The organism is Quadrisphaera sp. RL12-1S (assembly GCF_014270065.1).
In the GTDB taxonomy this organism is placed as follows: Bacteria; Actinomycetota; Actinomycetes; order Actinomycetales; family Quadrisphaeraceae; genus Quadrisphaera.
Window position 1 is genome coordinate 1 of record NZ_JACNME010000010.1, and the last position, 18,646, is coordinate 18,646.

18 protein-coding genes are annotated in these 18,646 nt (G+C 74.5%); 8 read left to right on the forward strand and 10 right to left on the reverse strand.

Annotated features, from left to right (window positions below):
• Nucleotides 1-152 precede the first annotated feature (152 nt).
• The 7 genes from H7K62_RS16045 to H7K62_RS16075 all read left to right on the forward strand — a co-directional run bounded on the left by H7K62_RS16045 (nt 153) and on the right by H7K62_RS16075 (nt 8,053).
• Nucleotides 153-1,277 (forward strand): sugar ABC transporter ATP-binding protein, encoded by a 1,125-nt coding sequence (locus tag H7K62_RS16045; protein WP_186720185.1) that lies wholly within the window; start codon nt 153-155, stop codon nt 1,275-1,277.
• Nucleotides 1,274-2,329, forward strand: coding sequence for an ABC transporter permease (locus H7K62_RS16050; protein ID WP_186720188.1), 1,056 nt, complete (start codon nt 1,274-1,276; stop codon nt 2,327-2,329). The genes H7K62_RS16045 and H7K62_RS16050 overlap by 4 nt, the downstream gene beginning before the upstream one ends.
• Nucleotides 2,326-3,291 (forward strand): NAD-dependent epimerase/dehydratase family protein, encoded by a 966-nt coding sequence (locus H7K62_RS16055; RefSeq protein WP_186720189.1) that lies wholly within the window; start codon nt 2,326-2,328, stop codon nt 3,289-3,291. The genes H7K62_RS16050 and H7K62_RS16055 overlap by 4 nt, the downstream gene beginning before the upstream one ends.
• Complete coding sequence (locus tag H7K62_RS16060; RefSeq protein ID WP_186720195.1) at nt 3,288-4,724, forward strand: gluconokinase, GntK/IdnK-type; 1,437 nt, start codon at nt 3,288-3,290, stop codon at nt 4,722-4,724. Before H7K62_RS16055 ends, H7K62_RS16060 begins: the two co-directional genes overlap by 4 nt.
• Entirely contained in the window at nt 4,717-5,634 is a 918-nt protein-coding gene (locus H7K62_RS16065) for an amidohydrolase family protein (RefSeq protein ID WP_186720196.1), read from the forward strand. The genes H7K62_RS16060 and H7K62_RS16065 overlap by 8 nt, the downstream gene beginning before the upstream one ends.
• Nucleotides 5,635-5,780: 146 nt before the next feature.
• On the forward strand, nt 5,781-6,113 hold the full coding sequence (locus tag H7K62_RS16070; RefSeq protein WP_186720197.1) for a hypothetical protein: 333 nt from the start codon (nt 5,781-5,783) through the stop codon (nt 6,111-6,113).
• 245 nt (nt 6,114-6,358) lie between these two features.
• Nucleotides 6,359-8,053: an ABC-F family ATP-binding cassette domain-containing protein gene (locus H7K62_RS16075; RefSeq protein WP_186720198.1), complete on the forward strand. Its 1,695-nt coding sequence runs from the start codon at nt 6,359-6,361 to the stop codon at nt 8,051-8,053.
• Between the two features lie 27 nt (nt 8,054-8,080).
• Here the strand turns inward: H7K62_RS16075 and H7K62_RS16080 are convergent, their stop codons facing one another.
• The 9 genes from H7K62_RS16080 to H7K62_RS16120 all read right to left on the reverse strand — a co-directional run bounded on the left by H7K62_RS16080 (nt 8,081) and on the right by H7K62_RS16120 (nt 16,044).
• The gene (locus H7K62_RS16080; protein WP_186720200.1) at nt 8,081-8,695 is read right to left on the reverse strand and encodes a DJ-1/PfpI family protein; all 615 of its coding nucleotides are present in this window, start codon (nt 8,693-8,695) and stop codon (nt 8,081-8,083) included.
• 23 nt (nt 8,696-8,718) lie between these two features.
• Nucleotides 8,719-9,147 (reverse strand): GNAT family N-acetyltransferase, encoded by a 429-nt coding sequence (locus H7K62_RS16085; RefSeq protein ID WP_186720201.1) that lies wholly within the window; start codon nt 9,145-9,147, stop codon nt 8,719-8,721.
• Nucleotides 9,148-9,407: 260 nt separating this feature from the next.
• Entirely contained in the window at nt 9,408-10,430 is a 1,023-nt protein-coding gene (locus H7K62_RS16090) for a LacI family DNA-binding transcriptional regulator (RefSeq protein ID WP_186720203.1), read from the reverse strand.
• Between the two features lie 188 nt (nt 10,431-10,618).
• Nucleotides 10,619-11,350 (reverse strand): alpha/beta fold hydrolase, encoded by a 732-nt coding sequence (locus H7K62_RS16095; protein ID WP_222437724.1) that lies wholly within the window; start codon nt 11,348-11,350, stop codon nt 10,619-10,621.
• 110 nt (nt 11,351-11,460) lie between these two features.
• A complete protein-coding gene (gene folE, locus H7K62_RS16100) occupies nt 11,461-12,060 on the reverse strand; it encodes a GTP cyclohydrolase I FolE (protein WP_186720444.1) in 600 nt (199 codons plus the stop codon).
• Nucleotides 12,061-12,091: 31 nt separating this feature from the next.
• Entirely contained in the window at nt 12,092-13,030 is a 939-nt protein-coding gene (purU, locus tag H7K62_RS16105; RefSeq protein ID WP_186720208.1) for a formyltetrahydrofolate deformylase, read from the reverse strand.
• Nucleotides 13,027-13,881: a methylenetetrahydrofolate reductase gene (locus H7K62_RS16110; protein ID WP_186720210.1), complete on the reverse strand. Its 855-nt coding sequence runs from the start codon at nt 13,879-13,881 to the stop codon at nt 13,027-13,029. Before H7K62_RS16110 ends, purU begins: the two co-directional genes overlap by 4 nt.
• Before the next feature lie 13 nt (nt 13,882-13,894).
• Nucleotides 13,895-14,614, reverse strand: a complete 720-nt coding sequence (locus H7K62_RS16115) for an alpha/beta fold hydrolase (RefSeq protein WP_186720212.1) — start codon at nt 14,612-14,614, stop codon at nt 13,895-13,897.
• Nucleotides 14,611-16,044: an aminomethyl transferase family protein gene (locus tag H7K62_RS16120; RefSeq protein ID WP_186720213.1), complete on the reverse strand. Its 1,434-nt coding sequence runs from the start codon at nt 16,042-16,044 to the stop codon at nt 14,611-14,613. Before H7K62_RS16120 ends, H7K62_RS16115 begins: the two co-directional genes overlap by 4 nt.
• 298 nt (nt 16,045-16,342) lie before the next feature.
• Between H7K62_RS16120 and H7K62_RS16125 the strand changes: the two genes are divergently transcribed.
• Nucleotides 16,343-16,930 carry a TetR/AcrR family transcriptional regulator gene (locus H7K62_RS16125; protein ID WP_186720214.1) on the forward strand — a complete coding sequence of 196 codons (588 nt, stop codon included), beginning with the start codon at nt 16,343-16,345 and terminating at the stop codon, nt 16,928-16,930.
• Between the two features lie 68 nt (nt 16,931-16,998).
• Here the strand turns inward: H7K62_RS16125 and H7K62_RS24150 are convergent, their stop codons facing one another.
• Entirely contained in the window at nt 16,999-18,609 is a 1,611-nt protein-coding gene (locus tag H7K62_RS24150; protein WP_370591814.1) for a methyl-accepting chemotaxis protein, read from the reverse strand.
• Between the last annotated feature and the right edge of the window lie 37 nt (nt 18,610-18,646).

Sequence of the window (18,646 nt, forward strand, 5' to 3'; positions counted from 1 at the left end):
GGGGTCACCCGCACCGAGTTCACCTCGCGGCAGGCCCTTGCCGAGGGGGTGCGGATCGCCCACCAGGAGCCGGCCGTCGTGCCCCAGCTCACCGTGGTGCAGAACCTCCTGCTCGGGCGGACGTCGACCAGGCGCTGCAGGACGTCCACCGCATGGGCTTCCCGCTCCAGGCGCGGACGGTGGTGGGCCGGCTCAGCCCGGCGCAGCGGCACGCCCTGACGATCGCCCGCGCCTTCGCGTTCGACGCGAAGATCGTGGCGCTCGACGAGCCGACCACGTCGATGCTCGAGCACAACGTGGAGGGGGTGCTCTCCCGGGTCCGGGAGATCGCCCACACCCGCGGCGTGGGCGTCATCTACGTCTCGCACAAGATGCCCGAGGTCATGCGCGTGTCCGACACCGTCGTGGTCCTGCGCGACGGCCGGACCGCCTACGACGCCCCCATCAGCGAGACCTCCTCGGAGGACATCGTGCGGCGGATGGTCGGTCGCGAGCTCCTCTCCTTCACGCGACAGCACCCGGTCGCCGCGGACGCCCCGGTGCACTTCGAGGCGCACGGGGTCACCCATCCCAGCGGGGTCGGCCCGGAGTCCATCTCCGTGCGCCGCGGCGAGGTCGTCGGGATAGCGGGCCTGGTCGGCTCCGGCCGCACCGAGTTCCTGCGGGCGCTCATCCGTGCGGACGAGGGCACCGGGGGCAGCGTCAGCGTCGCCGGCCGGGAGGTGCGGATCCGCTCCCCGCGCGACAGCCGCGACGCGGGCATCGCCTTCATCCCCGAGGACCGCAAGCACCAGGGCCTGGTGCTGCAGACCCCGGCGTTCGCCAACGTCGCCCTCACGTCCGACCGCCAGCTCAACGGCTTCGGGCCGTTCACCAGCACCCGCAAGCAGGTCGACACGGCCGAGGAGATGGGCCGGCGGATGTCGCTGCGCCCCGCGAACGTGCGCCTCAACGCCCGGCAGTTCTCCGGTGGCAACCAGCAGAAGATCGTCATCGCCAAGTGGATGTGGCTGGGCGCCAGCACCTTCCTCTTCGACGAGCCCACCAAGGGCGTCGACGTGGGCGGCAAGGTCGAGATCTACCAGCTCATCGACCAGCTGGCCGCCGAGGGCAACGCCGTCGTGGTGGTGTCCAGCGACCTCCCTGAGGTCATCTCCGTCAGCGACCGCGTGCTGGTCATGCGGTCGGGGCGGTTCGTCTCCGAGCACGTCGGCGACGACATCAACGAGCACAGCATCGTGACCAACGCCATGGGCGTCTCGGGAGGAACATCGTGAGCACAGCTCAGACCGGGAGCGCCGCGGCCGCGCCGCGCCGCTCGCTGAACCTGCAGGCCGTCGGCATCTACCTGGCGGCCGTCGTCCTGTTCGTCGTCCTCGGGGTCCTGAACCCGAACTTCCTCACCCTGCCCAACCTGCGCGACGTCGCGGTCTCGGCCAGCGTCAACGCGATCATCGGGATCGGCCTGACCTTCGTCATCATCACCGCGGGCATCGACCTGGCGGTGGGGGCGATGGCCAGCTTCGTCGGCATCGTGAGCGCCACGCTCATGGTGAACTCGGGGCTGCCGCCGGCCGGAGGGCTGCTCCTGGGGCTCGCCGTCGGGGTGCTGTGCGGCGCCGTCAACGGCCTGCTCATCACCAAGCTGTCGCTGCCACCGTTCATCGCCACCCTCGGCACCATGAGCGTCTTCCAGGGCGGGGCGTACGTCGCCACCAACGGCAAGCCCGTGTACGACGTGCCCCAGCAGTTCGTGCTGATGCTCAACAGCTACGTGGCCGGCGTGCCCGTCGTCGTGGTGGTCGTCGCCGTCGTCGGCGTGGCCGCCTGGCTGCTGCTGCGCAAGACGGTCTTCGGCCAGAACGTCATCGCCGTCGGCGGCAGCGAGGAGACCGCGTGGCTGTCCGGCGTCCGGGTCCACCGGGTCAAGATCGCCGTCTACTGCATCTCCGGCGGTCTGTCGGCCCTGGGCGGCCTGGTCATCGTCGCCCGCATCAACGCCGCGCAGCCGGACGCCGGCGCCCCCTACCAGCTCACCGCCATCGCGGCGGCGGTCATCGGCGGCGCCAACCTCATGGGCGGCGAGGGCCGCATCGCCGGCACCCTGGTCGGTGCGCTCATCCTGGGCGCCCTCACCAACGGGCTGGTGCTGCTCAACGTGCCGAGCTTCTACGAGCAGATCGTGACCGGCTCGGTCGTGCTCATCGCCGTCTCCCTCGACCAGGGCAGCCGTGGCTGGCCGCTGCTGGCCAAGCTGCGCAGCCGGTCGACCCCGGGTGGGGGCAGCACGCCCGCAGCGCCCGCGCAGGCCCCCTCGGTGAACGCGTGAGCAGAGCGCTCGCCTCCCTCGCCGGTGCCCAGGTCCTGGTCACCGGCGGGTCGGGTCTCATCGGGCGGCCCACCGTCGCGGCGCTGCTCGCGGCCGGCGCGGTGGTCACCACCCTGGACCGGGCCCCCGGCGCGACCGGGACGGCGCCCGGCGACGCCGACGGAGGGCAGCGGGTCCGCGTCGTCCTCGGGGACGTCACCGACACCGACGTCCTCGCCGGCGCGCTCGACGGCCAGGACGCCGTGGTGCACCTGGCCGGCTACGCGGGCCTGGGCATGGCCGACGCCGCCGAGACCTACCGCGTCAACGCCGCCGGCACCTTCGCGGTCTTCGCCGCGGCCGCCGCCAGCGGTGTGGGCAAGGTCGTCTACGCCTCCAGCATCAACGCCAACGGCTACCCGCTGGGCGTGCGCCGCACCATGCCGCCGTCGCTGCCCTACTCCGAGGACGCCACCCCGGCGGTCTCCGACGAGTACTCGCTGTCCAAGCTGGCCGGGGAGCAGGCAGCCGTCATGGCCCACGACACCTGGGGGCTGTCCCTGACGGGCCTGCGCTTCCCGCTCGTGCGCGACACCACCCTCGACGGCGGGCGCACGTTCGGCGCCCACGTGCGCGCGGCGCTCACCGGTGACCCGCGCCGCCAGGCGGCCGAGGGGTGGAGCTACCTCGACGTCGCGGACGCCGCACGGGCCGTGCTCGCGGCGCTCCTGCACGACACGCCCCCGGCTCCCGGGATCCTCGTCGCGGCGCCGCTGACGTACCTGACCACGCCCACCGCCCGGGCCGCGGCGCTGCACGCGCCGGGCGTCGAGCTCGGAGACCTGCCGGGCCGTGCCGTCGGCCTCGACCTGACCCGCGCCCGCGACGTCCTGGGCTTCGAGGCGCGCGTCCTGCTCGACGATGTCGCCCCCGAGCAGCTGGTGGACCTCGAGCTGCTGGCCGGGAGCGGGACCGGCGGATGAGCGCCGCCCTCTCCCTGCTCGGCCTGGGCCCCATGGGGGCCCCCATCGCCGAGAACCTGCTCGCCGCCCGCGGCGACCTGGTGGTGTGGAACCGCACGCGGTCGCGCGCGGAGGCGCTGGCCGAGCGGGGCGCGGCGGTGGCCGACACGCCCCGGCAGGCCGCCGCGGACGTCACGCTCACGGTGCTCCCCGACCTCCCGCAGGTCGAGGCGCTGCTCGACGGTGACGACGGCCTGCTCGCCGGCTGGGCCGACGCCGGCACCACGGACCCCGTCCTGGTGGTCCACGGGACCGTCTCCCCCGTGGCCGTGGCCGCCTTCGCCGCGCGGATGCTCGTCGACCACGGCGTGCACGTGCTCGACGCCCCCCTCAGCGGGGGGACGGCGGGTGCGCGGGACGCGACCCTCAGCGTCATGGTCGGAGGCGACGCGGCGGACTTCTCCCGGGCCGCCCCCGTGTTCGCCGCGATCGGGACCACGGTGCGGCACCTCGGGCCCAGCGGCTCGGGCGCCATGGCCAAGGCGTGCAACCAGGTGGTGGTGGCCGGCACCGTCACCCTGGTCTCCGAGGCGATGCTCCTCGCCCGCAGCGGCGGGCTGGACCCCGCCGTGCTGCTGGAGCTGCTCCTGGGCGGCCTCGCCCGCAGCGCCGTGCTGGAGCAGAAGGGGCGCAACTGGGTCGACGAGGACTTCACCCCCGGAGGCAGCGCCCGCAACCAGCTGAAGGACCTCCGCTTCATCGCCGACGCGGCCCGGGCGGGCGGGCTCGACCTGCCGGCCACGGCCGTGGTGACCTCGCTCTTCGAGGAGGTGGTGGACCGCGGCGACGGCGACCTCGACCACACCGGCGTCTACCGCGCTCTCGCTGCGAGAGCGGGGCGTGAGGAGGCCGCTACGCGCACCTCCCCGGCGGCGGTGGTGGTCATGGGGGTGGCCGGGTCCGGCAAGTCGACTACCGGCCTGCTGCTCGCCGAGGCCATCGGCGGGCGGTTCGTGGACGGCGACGACCTCCACCCGCCCGCCAGCACGGCCAAGATGGCGGCGGGGACCCCGCTGGACGACGACGACCGCCAGCCGTGGCTGCGCGCCGTCGCCGAGGTCCTCGCCGGCGCCTCGGACCGGACCCCCGTGGTCGTCGCCTGCTCGGCGCTGCGCCGCAGCTACCGGGACCTCCTGCGCGAGCGCGCCGGCCTGCCCGTCGTGTTCGTCCACCTCCACGGGAGCCCCGAGCTCCTCGCCGAGCGCATCGGAGCGCGCACGGGGCACTTCATGGCCGCGGGCATGCTCGCCTCCCAGCTGACGGCGCTCGAGCCCCTGGCCCCTGACGAACCCGGGGTCGTCGTCGACGTCGGCGGGGCTCCCGAGGACGTCGTCTCCGCGGCGCTGGCCCACCTGCGCGGCGCCCACCGCACGAGAGGACAGGGACGTGCTTGACGGAGGACCGCTGGAGGTCGTCGACCCCCACCACCACCTGACAGACCTCAGCCGGTCCTACCCCTGGCTGGAGGGCCCCGTCGAACCGTTCCGGTACCACGGCGACGACCGCCCCCTGCGCCGGTCGTACTCCCTCGACGACTACCTCGAGGACGCGCGCGACGTCGTCCTGCTCGGCTGCGTGCACGTGGAGAACGGCGCCGCCGACGCCCTCGCGGAGACCGCCTGGGTGGACGCGGTCTCGCGCGAGCGCGGTCTGCCCACCGGGCACGTCGCCCACGTGTCCCTGTTGGACGCCGACGCGGCCCGCCAGCTGGAGGAGCACGCCGCCTACCCGGTGACCCGCGGCGTGCGGGACATCCTCAACTGGCACCCCGACCCCGTCTACACGCACCGCGACCGCGGCGACATCATCACCGACCCCACCTGGCGGGCCGGTCTCGCACGGCTGGCTCCGCTGGGACTGTCGTTCGACCTGCAGGTCTTCCCCTCCCAGCTGCACGAGGCGGCGCAGCTCGCCGCGGACTTCCCCGAGACCGCCGTGGTGCTCGACCACGCCGGCATGCCCATCGGACGTGACCCGGAGTCCTTCGACCAGTGGCGACGGGGGCTGCGCGCCGTCGCCGCGCAGGACAACGCGGTGGTGAAGCTGTCCGCGCTCGGCACCAACGACCACGCGTGGACCCGCGCGTCCATCGAGCCCTTCGTCCACGAGACCCTCGAGGCGTTCGGCCCGGGGCGCACGATGATCGCCAGCAACTTCCCGGTCGACAGCCTGTACAGCACCTTCACCGAGCTGTACGCGGCGTTCTCGGCGCTGACCGCCCGGCTGTCAGCCGCGGAGCGACGCGCCGTCTTCGTGGAGACGGCGGCCCGCACCTACCGGCTGCCGCTGACCGGTCTCCGCTGACCGGTCTCCGCAGCCTCCGGACGAGAGGTGGCCCCGGTGGAGATCTGCTGCCTCGCGCTGTTCGCGCCGACCGACCTCCGCCCGCGAGGTGGACACCGCGGGCGACCTTGCCGGGCGCCCGCTCCGGGCGCCATCATGATCGTGTGGTGGCGCGCGCGGACTCGAGGCCGTCCTTCGGTGCAGCGGCCGGGCTGCTCCTCGCTGGCGCCGGCTCGGCCGTGCTGGCGCTCGGCCGGCTGACCGTCACCGCGGACGGGGCTGCCGAGGCGGTGGGCACCACGGCCTGGCTGCTCGGTTGGACGCTGCTGACCTGGGCGGCTGTCGCCACAGCGGTGGCGGCGGCGACCTCGGCGCGCCACCTCCTGGCACGACGCGGGCCCTCGGCGCTCACGTGGGTGCTGCTCGTCGCGGCGACGGCGCTCGTCGTCGCCACCGCCGTGGCCAGCCCCCTCGTGGGGACAGGGGCTGGCAGCGCCTGACAGCCGGGGCGGCTGCGGGGACGGCGGCGCTGCGAGGCGTGGAGACCGCGCCTGCAGAAAACGAGTGGCGTCCCCCGCTCGGGGCGGGGCAGCATGGACGCGTCCTGTCGTCGACGGAAGGGGCACCGGTGGAGATCTCCGGCCTCGCGCTGTTCGCGCGCTGACCGGCCTCCACCCGCGAGCAGATCCGCGCGGGAGGAGCACCGCTGGTCAGCGCACCGCCGCCGACCGTCCGGAGCCCCCGCATGTCCCAGCCCTTCCACGCCCCTGCCCCCTCCCACGCCGCTGCGCCGACCGCGCCGCCCGTCGTCGTCCTGGCCGGCCTGTCCTTCGAGCACCCCGACGGCACCGTGGTGCTCGACGGGCTGACCGGCACCTTCACCGAGGGCCGCACGGGCCTCGTCGGCCGCAACGGGTCGGGCAAGACCACGCTGCTGCGCCTCGTGGCCGGTCAGCTGCGCCCCACGGGCGGCGCCGTCAGCGCCACCGGCCAGGTGTCGCTGCTCCCCCAGCGGCTCACCCTCGGCACGGACGTCCGGGTGGCCGCGCTCCTCGGGGTGTCGGCCGCGCTCGACGCGCTGCGCGAGCTCGAGCGGGGTGACGCCACCCCCGAGCGCGCCGCCTCGCTCCTGGACGCCATCGGCGAGGAGTGGGACGTCGAGACCCGCGCCACCGCCGTGCTGGACGCCCTCGGCCTGCCGGCGGGCGCCCTCGACCGGCGGGTCGGGCAGCTGTCCGGCGGGGAGGCGGTGCTGGTGGCGCTGGCCGGGCTGCGGCTGCGCGCCGACGCCGACCCGCGCTCAGTCACGCTGCTCGACGAGCCGACCAACAGCCTCGACCGCGAGGCCCGCGAGCGCCTCGGCGCCGTGGTGGACGGGTGGCGCGGTGCGCTGGTGGTGGTGAGCCACGACGTCGCGCTGCTGGAGCGGATGCAGGTGACGGCCGAGCTGCACGACAGCCGGCTCCGCTCGGTGGCCGGCCCGTACAGCGCCTACCGGGAGCTGCTCGACGCCGAGCAGACCGCCGCGCTGAGGGCCGAGGCCGCGGCGGAGCAGGTGCTGCGCCGCGAGCGCCGCCAGCGGGCGGAGGCGGAGGTGAAGCTGGCGCGGCGGGAGCGGTACGCCGCGTCGATGAAGGAGAAGAACCGGTACCCGCCGATCGTGGCGAACGCCCTCAAGGGGAAGGCGGAGGCGTCGGCGGGGCGGCTGCGGCAGGAGCTGGACGACGACGTCGCCGCCGCCCGCGACGCCCTCGCCGAGGCCAGCGACCGGGTCCGGGACGACGACGCCGTCCGCATCGACCTCCCAGACCCGGGCCTGCCGTCCGGTCGCCGGCTCGCCGTGCTGCGCAGCGCCCAAGAGCTCTCCGAGGACGACGACGAGGGGCCCGGTCTGCACTCGGTGGTGCTGGCGGGCCCGGAGCGGGTGGCGCTGACCGGACCGAACGGGGCGGGCAAGACGACCCTGCTGGAGTCCCTGGTGCGCGGCGGTGGCACCACGGCGGAGCTGCTCACCGACCGGGTCGGCTACCTGCCGCAGCGGCGCGACGGGCTGGACGAGGACGCGAGCGCCCTCGAGCAGGTGCGGGCCGCGGCACCCAGCCGGCAGGAGCAGGAGGTGCGCCACGCGCTGGCGCGCTTCCTGCTGCGCGGGGACGCGGTGCACCGGCGGGTGGGCGACCTGTCCGGCGGGGAGCGGTTCCGGGTGGCCCTGGCCCGGCTGCTGCTGGCCGAGCCGGCCCACCAGCTGCTGGTGCTGGACGAGCCCACCAACGACCTCGACCTCGCCACGGTGGACCAGCTGGTCGGTGCGCTGCGCTCCTACCGGGGCGCGCTGCTCGTGGTGAGCCACGACGACGCGGTGCTCGACCGGCTCGACCTCACCCGCCGGCTGCGCCTGGACCGGGCGGGTCGCCTGCGCGACGACACCGCTCCCCCGTGACGACCGCCGGCGTGAGCGCCACCTCGCTCAGGCGTCGCGCCAGTCGTAGTCCATCTGCCGGGCCGTCGCCGTGGCCAGCTCCGGGCTGACGAGCCGCGCGACGAGGTGCAGCGCGAGGTCGATCCCGGCGCTGATGCCCGCGCTGGTGGCGAGGTCCCCGTGGTCGAGGTACTTGACGCCACCGACCACGTGCAGCGCCGGGAACGCGGCGCGCAGGTCCTCGAGGTCCTCCCAGTGCGTGGTGACCGGGCGCTGGTCGAGCAGCCCGGCGGCGGCGAGCACGAACGCTCCGGTGCACACCGACGCCACCACCTCCGCGCCCGGGCGGCTGCGCCGCAGCCACGCCAGCACGGCCGGGTCGGCCGCCACGGCGTCCACCGCTCCCCCGGGGACGAGGACGACGTCGCAGGCCGGGGCGTCGGCCAGGTGCACGTCGGCGCCCAGGCGGAGCCCGCCGCGCGCCCGCACGCGCGGCTCCCCGTCGTCGTCCTGGTCCCCGGCCGCGACCAGCACCACCTCGAACGGGAGCGGTCCGCCGGAGCGGGCGGCCACCCGGCAGGCCACGGAGAAGACCTCGAACGGGCCGCAGGCGTCCAGCACCTCGACCTCGTCGAACAGCAGCAGGCCCACGCGTCGCGTCACGGACGCATCGTGCCCGGTCTGCGTCAGCGGGAGGCGGGCTTGACCCAGCGGCGCCAGTCGTCCTGGGGCGCGTAGCCCGCGGAGACCCAGAACGCGCGACCCAGCTCGTTGTCGTCGAGCACCATGGCGCAGAACCGCTGGGCGCCGAGGGCGCGCAACCGGTCCTCGGCGCGGGACAGCAGCAGGCCGCCGATGCCGCGCCCGCGGACGTCGGGGTCGACCGCGAGGCGGTAGAGGTTGGCCCGCCACCCGTCCCACCCGGCGATGACCGTCCCGACGACCCGTCCGCCCAGCTCGGCCACCACCAGGGCCCCGGGGTCGCGCTGCACCAGGCGGACCACCGCCTCCGGCTCGTCCGCGGGGCGGGAGGCGTTCTCCCCGGCCCTCGCCCAGAAGCGGAGGAGGGCCTCGGCCTCGTCCGCCCGTCCGCTGCGCAGCACGACGTCCACCACGGTCCGATCTTCCTGCCCGGTCCGCAGGACGGGTGCAGCCGGGTGTCGCCAGGTGTCGCCAGGTGTCGCCAGGTGTCGACATCGCTGGGTGCGTGCATCCGGTTCATCGATGAACTACGGTGGGCAGCGCCAGGTGCTCGAACAGCCGAGGCCCCTGGCGGGCGCCGGCCGTGCCGCGCTCGGAGCGCCGCAGTCCTCCGGCCCCCAGGAGGCCTGCGGCGCTCCTCCGCTGCCGCGCAGGCCGCTGCCGGTCGCGGGACTCAGGTGGTCTCGCGCTGCACCACGCGGTGCTCGACGGTCCGGGTCCGCGGGCCCTCGTAGGACGTGTCCCGCTCGATCTGGGCCACGAGCAGCCGCACCGCGCGCGCCGCGAGCTCGGCGACGTCGATGGCGACCGTGCTCAGGGCCGGGGTGCTGCGCGCGGCGTCCCTGACGTCGTCCACCCCGATGACCGCCACGTCACCGGGCACGTCGAGGCCGTGGCGGCGCAGGGCGTGCACCGCCCCCAGCGCCAAGGAGTCGTTGCCGCAGAAGACGGCGTCGAACGGCACGCCGCGGGCCAGCAGCTCCTCGGCCGCACGGACCCCGCCGTCCCAGGTCCACCGCTGCGCCACCACCAGGGTGGAGGCGTCCGACAGGCCGGCCGACCGCAGCGCCCGGCTCCACCCCTGGCGGCGGTAGGCGCCCGCGGTGCTCAGCCCGGGGTCGTCGTTGGGCCCGACCATCGCGATGCGGCGCCGTCCCCGCTCCAGCAGGTGCGTGGTGGCGGCGTGGCCGATGCCCTCGTTGTCGAGCACCAGCTGGTCCACGTCGGCGTGCATCGGGTGGTCGGCCAGCAGCACCACCGGCTGGTCACCGACGAGGAGGTCGCGGTCCTCCTGGCCCAGGGCGTGGGGCTGGAAGACCAGTCCGTCGCTGAGCAGGCGGTCGTGACCGCCCAGGACCGCCCGCTCCCGCTCGCGGTCGGACTGGGTCTGCTGGATGGTGACGGCCCACCCGTGGCGCTCGGCCTCGTCGACCGCGGCGAGGGCCAGCTCGGCGAAGTAGTCGATGCGCAGCGCCGGCACCGCCACCGTGAGCAGGCCGGTGCGCCCCGTCCGCAGGCCCCGCGCGGTGACGTTCATCTGGTAGCCGAGCTCCCGCACCGCCGCCATGACCGCGGCGTGCGTGGCGGGGGTGACCGGCTTGGCGCCGGACAGGACGTTGGACACGGTGCGGCTGGAGACGCCCGCCGCCGCGCCGACGTCGGCCATGGTCACCGGCCGGCGCTGTGTCGACGTCATGCGGACATCAAAGACGGTCCTCGGTCGCCACCCGAGGTGTGTCCCCAACGGCAGGCACGTGGCGAGCCGGCGCGTCGGGGAGCCCTCGACCGTCCCGGGAGCAGGCCGAGCCGCCGGGTGAGGTGGGGGCACCACCCGGCGGCTCGGGGTCGAGGCGCGCTGCCGCGCAGCGCTGCCGGGCGTCGGGGTCAGGCCCCGACGGCGGCGAGGAGGTCCCGGGCGACCACGTCGGGACGGGTGAACATCGCCTCGTGGCTGCCCTCGCTCGTGATGACCGTGGGTCGGTGGAGGCGTTCGGGGAAGCGCGGCGTCCACCCGAACTCACCCGGCGGGAGGGCGAGGTCGTCCGGGGAGACCACGTACGACTGCGCGACGTCGAGGGCCGCGTAGTCGATGCGGCCCACGGGGTCGGTCATGGTGGCGTACGGCTGCGGCGTGAGCAGGGAGTGCGCGAGCAGCTGCACGTCCTCGGAGGCGTCCTGAATGAACCCTCCCTGCAGCACCGGCAGCGGGAAGGTGAGGCTGTTGTCGTCGCTGGCGCCGGCCAGGGAGTCGAACAGCTCCTGGTAGTGCGGCGGGCACAGGTCGCGCAGCGACTCCCCCGCCAGCGGCACGAACGCGCCGTAGTAGACGAGGTGGGCCAGGCGCGGCTCGAGGTCGTGCGCGACGGCGGACAGGACCATGCCGCCCCAGGAGTGGCCGACCAGCGAGACGTCGTGGAGGTCGCGCTCCTTGACGTAGGCCACGAGGTCGCGGGCGACGTCGTCGAGGCCGACGCCGCGGCGGTCGTCGTCGGCGCCGAGGCCGGGCGGGGTGTACGCGTGCACGGTGTGGCCGGCGGCGCGCAGGTGGTTCGCGACGGCCTGCCAGGCCCAGCCGCCGTGGCAGGCGCCGGGGACCAGGACGAAGGTGCGGGACACGGGGACCTCCGGGGATCTCGTCATCGGGATCACGACCCCGCGAATGTAACGGCATCCCGTCGCGCGACGCAAGACTGTGTTACATCGAGAGGGGTGTCCTGCCCGCTCGCTCAGGTGGCCCGGGCATCCGTCAGCGCGAGGAACTCGGTCCGGGTGCGACCGTCGGTGCGCATCCGGCCGAGCAGGGCGCTGGTGCGGGTGCGCGCTCCGGTGGCGCGCACGCCGCGCACCGACATGCACAGGTGCTCCGCGTCCAGGACGACGCCGACCCCTCGCGGCGCCAGCCGCTGCTGCAGCAGCGTCGCGACCTGGCTGGTCAACCGCTCCTGCACCTGGGGGCGGGCGGCCAGGTGCTCGACCACCCTCGCGAGCTTCGACAGCCCCACGATGCGGTCTCCCGGCAGGTAGCCGACGTGCGCGACCCCGACGAAGGGCAGCAGGTGGTGCTCGCACACCGAGCGGAAGGGGATCCCCCGGGCCAGCACCACCTCGTCGTACCCCTCCTCGTTGGGGAAGGTGGTGAGGGTGAAGGGCGGGGGGTCGAGCAGCTCCGCGTAGGCGCGCGCCATCCGCTCCGGGGTCCCGGCGGTGCCGGGCCGGTCGGTGTCGACGCCGAGCGCCCGCAGGAGGTCACGGGCGGCGGCCGTGGCGGCAGCCAGGTCGACACCGGCCTCCCGCCCCTCGCCGAGCGCCCCGGCGGGCGGTGGCACGGCGCTCACAGGTCCACAGCCCCTGCCGCTCTCACAGGACGACCGTGGTGCCCTCGTGGCGCAGCACCCGGTCCTCCAGGTGCCAGCGCACCGCCCGCGACAGCACCGCCCGCTCCACGTCCGCGCCCAGGCGCACCAGGTCCGGGGTGTCGTGCTGGTGCCCCACCCGCACCACGTCCTGCTCGATGATCGGGCCCTCGTCCAGCTCGGCGGTGACGTAGTGCGCGGTGGCCCCCACCAGCTTCACCCCCCGCTCCTTGGCCTTGGCGTAGGGACCCGCGCCGATGAACGCCGGCAGGAAGGAGTGGTGGATGTTGATCAGGGGGCAGCCCACCGCCTCCAGGAACGACGGGGTGATGATCTGCATGTAGCGGGCCAGCACCACCAGGTCCACGTTCCCGGCCAGCAGCTCCAGCACCCTGGCCTCGGCCTGCTCGCGGGTGTCCCTGGTGGCGGGCACGTGGACGAAGGGCACCCCGAAGCCGCGCACGTCCTCGGCCAGGTCGGGGTGGTTGGAGATGACCATGGCGATGGTCATCGGCAGCTCCCCGCGGCGGTGGCGCCACAGCAGGTCCAGGGCGCAGTGGTCGGTCTTGGACACCATGATCGCCACCCGCTGGGGCTTGCTGGCCTCGCGCAGGGTGACGTCCATCCCGAACGGAGCCGCCACCTGCTCGGCGAAGGTCCGCTCCAGGTCGGCACGGGCTGCGGCCAGGGCGGGCAGGCGGAACTCGGTGCGCTGGAAGAAGGTGCCGCCCTCAGGGGCGGTGGAGTGCTGGGCCAGGGAGACCACGTTGGCGCCGGCGTCGGCGAGGAAGGTGCTGACGGCGGAGACGATGCCGGGCCGGTCCTGGCACCGCACCAGCAGCCGGCCGAGGTCACCGTGCTGCGGGGCGCCGCCCGGAGCGCCGCCGCGCTGGGGGACGAGCGCCGCCGCACCCGTCGTCGTCCTGGTGGTCGCGGTGGTCATCGCCGGGTCTCCTGGATCCACTGGGCGGTGGCCCGCAGGCCGCCGAACGTGTAGAAGTGCAGCGCCACGTCTCCGTGGCGGGCGGGGTCGTACTGGTCCGCGAGGTCGGCGACGAAGCGGTCGGGTCCCGCGGTGCTCACGAGGTTGGCCATCGACAGGCCGTACTTGCGCAGGATGCTCGTGCTGGTGCCCACCCCGAACCGCCTGGCGTAGCCGAGCAGGCGCTTGACCCCGGCGGGACCGGGCACGCCGACGCGCACGGGCACCTCGATGCCGCGCGCCCGCACCTGCTCGAGCCAGGCGAGCACGGTGGTGGCGTCGAAGCCGAACTGCGTGATGACGCTGGCGTCGAGGCCCTGCGCCGCCACCTCGGACACCTTGGCCTCGAGCGCCGACCAGAGAGCCTCCGAGCTGATCGCGGGGTGGCCGTCGGGGTACCCCGTGACGGCCACCCCGCGCGCCCCGTGCTGCGCGAGCACGCCGGACCGGATCAGCGAGAGGGCGTCCGGGAAGGGGCCCTCGGGCGAGGTGGGGTCTCCGCCCACCACGAGCAGCTCGGTGATGGCGCCGGCCTCCGCGAGGGCCCGGCAGTAGCCGGCCAGGCCCTCGGCGGAGTGCTGGCGGCGCGCGGCGATGTGCGGCACCGGTACCAGCCCCTGCCCCAGCACGGCACGGACGCCGTCGAGGCGCAGCGCGTCGTCCTCGGTGCCCAGGTACGTGACGTTGACCCGGGTGCCCGGGGCCAGGAGGCCAGCGGCCTCCAGCAGCCCCGGGGCGTCCTTGCCGGTCATCTCCAGGGACGCGCCGACCAGGAGGTCGGCTGAGGTGCGGGTCGTGTGGTCGCTCGTCATCGCCGCGCGCTCCTCACGCGTCCAGCAGCGCGGCGGCGAGACCCGCCGGCTCGGTCAGCAGGGCCTCGTGGCTGCCCGGTGCCGAGCGCGCCTGCACTCCGAGACGCGCGATGAACTTCCCCCACCCGTCGTCGCCGGGCGGCAGGCCGACGTCGAGGTCGCTGAGCACGTACGACAGCGGCACCCCCCAGCTCTGCGGGTCGACGTGGTCGAGCGCCTCGGTGAAGTACTGGTACGGCTGGGGCACCAGCAGCCGGTGCACGATCTGCTGGGCCTGCTCGGACGCGTCGTTCATGAAGCCCTGCTGCCACACCTCCAGGGGCAGCGCGACGGTGTCGTCCGACGACGACGACGCCAGCGCGGCGAACAGCTCCTGGTAGCCCTGGGGCACCTCGTCGAACAGGGAGACGCCGCTGCGGGGCACGAAGGCGCTCCAGAAGACGACGTCGGCGAGACGGCCGGCGAGCGCGGGCGCCGCGGCGGCCACGGGGTAGCCGCCCCAGCTGTGCGCGACCAGCGTGACGTCGTGCAGGTCGCGGCCCTCCACGAGCTCCACGATCGCGCGCCCGGTGTCGGCCAGGGTGAGCCCGCGCGGGTCGTCACCGTCCGCCAGCCCCGGCAGGGTCGGGGTCAGGACCGTCTTGCCGGCGGCGCGCAGGTGCTCCGCCACGCCCCGCCAGGCCCATCCGCCGTGCCAGGCGCCGCCCACCAGGACGACGGTGCTGCCCTTCACGCCGTCACCGCCGACGCACCGGCGCGCATGAGGTGCTGCACCGAGGAGGCGTAGGGCGCCGGGGCGACCGTGGCGCGGATGGTGGTCTGCTCGTGGCGCTCCACCTGCGGCTTGCGGGAGCCGCCGTCGGGCTCGCCCCAGGTCAGCACGACCTCGTCGCCGACGGTCGCGTGGCCGTGGTGCAGCATCGCCAGGGAGAGCAGCTCGCCCTCGGGGTTGAGGTACCCGGCGTGGCAGGAGACACCGGCGAACTCCCCCGAGGTGCTGCGCACCTCGTCGAACTGGTTCCAGGCGTAGTAGGCGACCGGCATCTCGATGGACTTGTAGCGCGGGCCGGGGCCGAACTGCGACGCGAGGACCTTGGCGACGTCGTCGCGGTTCCAGACGAGGCTCACCTTGGTGCGGCGCTGCTCGGGCGCGATGGCCTCGAGCGCCTCGCGGCCGATGAAGTCGTGGTCGAACTTGACGATGTTCCCGTAGCCCAGGTCGTACGGGGTCGCGTAGTAGTCCTCGATGCGCGGGGAGCGGAAGCTGCCGCCGAGCTCGGTGCGGGCCTCCCAGCCGTCGCCGGGGAGCCACTCGCGGAAGCCGCGCAGCTCCTCGCCGGTGAAGATCGCCGGGACCGGGTAGGCCATCCACGCGTTGGACAGCGGGGTGCTGAAGTAGGCGCTGGTGCCCACCGGCTTGATGCCGTAGCGGGCTCCGACCTCGAGGATCGCGTCACGCACGCGCTCCTCCTCGGCGAACGGCCCCGACAGCTCCACGCCGCGGTGGCCCGCCATGCCGTGGCGCAGCACGAGCACGTCCACCCCGGCGATCGTCACCGTGGCGGTGCGGAAGAAGCCGATCTCGGGCACGTCGCCCTCGACCACCTCGCGGAAGACGTCCTGCGCCGCGGGGCCGTCCAGCTGGAACCGGAAGTTGGTGCGTCCGCCCGCGGGGTTGATGTTCGAGGGCGCGTCCCGCACGACCTGCACGTCCCAGTCGCCGGTCTCGGCGTGGTAGGCGACCCAGTCCTGCAGGGGCATGCCGCTCACCAGCTCGAAGCGGTCCTCGCCGAGGCGGTAGGCGATGCAGTCGCCGATGACGTGGCCGCTGGGGGCGCAGACCACGTACTGCTTGGCGCGGTCGGTGGTGAAGTTGGCGACGCTGTTGATGCCGAGGTGCTCGAGCAGCCGCAGCGCGTCGGGGCCGGACAGGAACAGCTCGGGCATGTGGTGGGACTGGTGGAACAGCGCCGCGGTCTCGTCCCAGGCGGTCTGCTCGTCGCGCCAGTTGGTGAACGCCGGCGGGATGAAGGCCGCGGACTTGCTGCCCGACCGCGCGAAGTGGGGTGCGGGGGCGTCGTTGGAGAAGTGCTCGACCAGGTCGGGAGTGCGGTCGATGAGCTGCTGGAGCGACTCCTGCGTGGCTCCACCTGCGTCAGACATGGGGGCTTCCTTTCGAGGAGAGGACCTGGGCGGGTCGCGCTGAGTACGGGCGTCGGGCCCTGCGCGGTCAGGGGACCGGTGTGGTCGCGGGGCTGCCGGCGAGTCCCTCGTCATCGAGGAAAGACGCTCACCGACGGCCGTCGAGGCGCACCTCGCGCTGCCACCCGGAACCAATACTGAACGGTGCAGTACGGAATTCCTAGCAGCGCCTGCCGGTGACGTCAAGAGGCGGCCGAGGCGCCCCGGAGGCCCGCGCCGGCGAGGGTGCGAGCCGCGAGGGCGGAGCTAGCCTCGAGGCGTGACGGACACGGAGCCGGCGGTCCGGCGCGGACGGCCGCGGGACCCCGCCAAGGACGTCGCCGTGCTGGAGGCGACCATCGCCCTGCTGGCCCAGGAGGGACTGGGGCGGGTCTCCATGGACCGCGTCGCCACGGCGGCGGGCGTGTCGAAGGTGACCATCTACACGCGCTGGAGCAGTCGCGACGACCTCATCGCCGCCGCCCTGCAGCACCTCGAGCTGGGTGACCTCCCCCCCGCCACGGGCGACCTGCGCGAAGACCTCGTGAGCCGCCTCGAGGCCATGAGGCGCCAGTACGAGCGCGTGGGCGGCATGAGCATCATCGGCAGCTGCCTGGCCGGTGAGCCGAGCTCGGGGCAGATGCTGGAGATCATCCGCCGCAGCACTCTTCTACCCCGGCGCGAGCACTTCGCCGAGGTGGTGCGCACCGCGATCGACCGCGGGACCCTGCCCGCCGACCTCGACGTGGAGCGCTTCACCAGCCTGCTCATCGGCTCCCTGTACGCCGACCACCTGGCCGGGCGCCCCCTCGACGAGCACTGGGCGCCGGCGGTGGTGGACCTGGCGCTGCGGGGCGCGCTCGCCTGACGCCGGGCGCCACCGGGTGGGGACGGCTCACCGCGCCGTCCCCACCCGCCGCACACCCCGTCGCGGACTCAGACGGTGAACCCGGCGACGGCCTCCTGGAGCTGCGCGCCGAGCGCGGTCAGCTCAGCGGACGCGCTGCGGGTCTCCGCGGCCCGACCGCGGCTGCCCTCGGCGCCAGCCGCCAGGGCGGAGGTGTTGGCGGCGATCTCCTGGGCGCCGGAGGCCGCGTCAGCGACGTTGCGGGTCATCTCCCGGGAGGTGGCCGACTGCTCCTCCACGGCGGCGGCGATGGTCGTCTGGTGGTCGTTGATGCGGCTGATCACCTCGCTGATGCGCTCGATGGCCGAGACCGCGCCGTCGGTGTCGCCCTGGATGGCGCTGACCCGGCGCGAGATGTCCTCGGTGGCCTGCGCGGTCTGGCGGGCCAGCTCCTTGACCTCCCCGGCCACCACCGCGAAGCCCTTGCCGGCCTCGCCGGCGCGGGCGGCCTCGATGGTGGCGTTCAGGGCCAGCAGGTTGGTCTGCTCGGCGATCGAGGTGATGAGCTTGACCACCGACGCGATCTCCTGGCTGGAGGCCCCCAGACGGGCGACGGTGGTCGTGGTGTCCTCGACGGCCTCCACCGCCTGCGCGGCGACGGCAGCGGCCTCGGCGGCGCTGGCCGAGATCTCGCCGATCGCCGTCTGCATCTCCCCGGAGCCCGCCGCGACCGTGTCGACGCTCCCCGACACCGTCAGGGCGGCCGCGGAGACGACGTCGGCCTGGGCGGCCGCCTCGTCGGCCTTGGCGGCCACGTCCGCCGCCAGCTGGTCCAGCACCCGTGACGTGCCGGTGAGCTGACCGGTGGTGGCGATGACCACCGCCATCGCACGGCCGAAGCCCTCGAGGGTCTGGTCGAGGGAGTCCGAGACGGAGGCGAGCTCGTCCCTGCCGCTGATGCCGGCGCGGGCGCGCAGGTCTCCTGCGGCCACCGCTGCCAGCACGCCGCGGACGCGGTCGAGCGGTCGGGTGATGCTGCGCGTGACGACCAGGGCGAGGGTCACGGAGGCGACGAGCGCGGCCAGGGCGATCACCGCGAGGATCCTGACCGCGGCGTCGGAGGCGGCCTGGGCCTGCGCGGCGGCGGCGGCCGCTGCCGTCGACTGCGCCGCGAGCGCCGCCGAGATCGCCTTCTGGATCTCGGCCTCGTGCTCGAGGGCCTGGGGGATGACCTTCGCCAGCGCGGCGGTGTCACCGGTCTCCAGGCCGGTGACCACCTTGGCGATGACGTCGCGGTAGGAGACCATGGTGGTCGACACGGTCTTGATCGAGTCCTCGGCCGCGGGCGTCAAGGGGACCCCCGCCATGCCGTCGAGGTCCTTCCCGACCTGGTCGAGGGACTTCTGCGTGATCTGCTTGAACTGCGTCTGCTGCTCGGGGGTCAGCCCGGCGACGAAGGCCCGCGCGTTGTTCGTGAGGTAGGTCTGCCAGTCCGCGTTCAGCGTGCCGAGCCGCTCCAGGGGCAGGGTGCCCGCGGTCCGGACCTCCTGGGCCCGGCTGTTGACGTCCAGCACCTGGACGACGCCGACGCCGCCCATGCCGAGCACGGCCACGGCCAGGGTGACGGTCACGGCGAGCAGACGGGTCCGGACGGTCCACCGCGACGTGCGGAGGCGCGGGCCAGGGGACGAGGTGGACACGGGCGGGGTCCTCTCAGGAGGCGGAGGTGTGACACCA

Bases quoted from the DNA above. Each gene is read 5' to 3' on its own strand.
- H7K62_RS16045 (WP_186720185.1), top strand. From the start codon at position 153: ATGGGCTTCCCGCTCCAGGCGCGGACGGTGGTGGGCCGGCTCAGCCCG.
- H7K62_RS16060 (WP_186720195.1), top strand. From the start codon at position 3,288: ATGAGCGCCGCCCTCTCCCTGCTCGGCCTGGGCCCCATGGGGGCCCCC.
- H7K62_RS16075 (WP_186720198.1), top strand. From the start codon at position 6,359: ATGTCCCAGCCCTTCCACGCCCCTGCCCCCTCCCACGCCGCTGCGCCG.
- H7K62_RS16090 (WP_186720203.1), bottom strand. From the start codon at position 10,430: ATGACGTCGACACAGCGCCGGCCGGTGACCATGGCCGACGTCGGCGCG.
- purU (WP_186720208.1), bottom strand. From the start codon at position 13,030: ATGACCACCGCGACCACCAGGACGACGACGGGTGCGGCGGCGCTCGTC.
- H7K62_RS16110 (WP_186720210.1), bottom strand. From the start codon at position 13,881: ATGACGAGCGACCACACGACCCGCACCTCAGCCGACCTCCTGGTCGGC.
- H7K62_RS16120 (WP_186720213.1), bottom strand. From the start codon at position 16,044: ATGTCTGACGCAGGTGGAGCCACGCAGGAGTCGCTCCAGCAGCTCATC.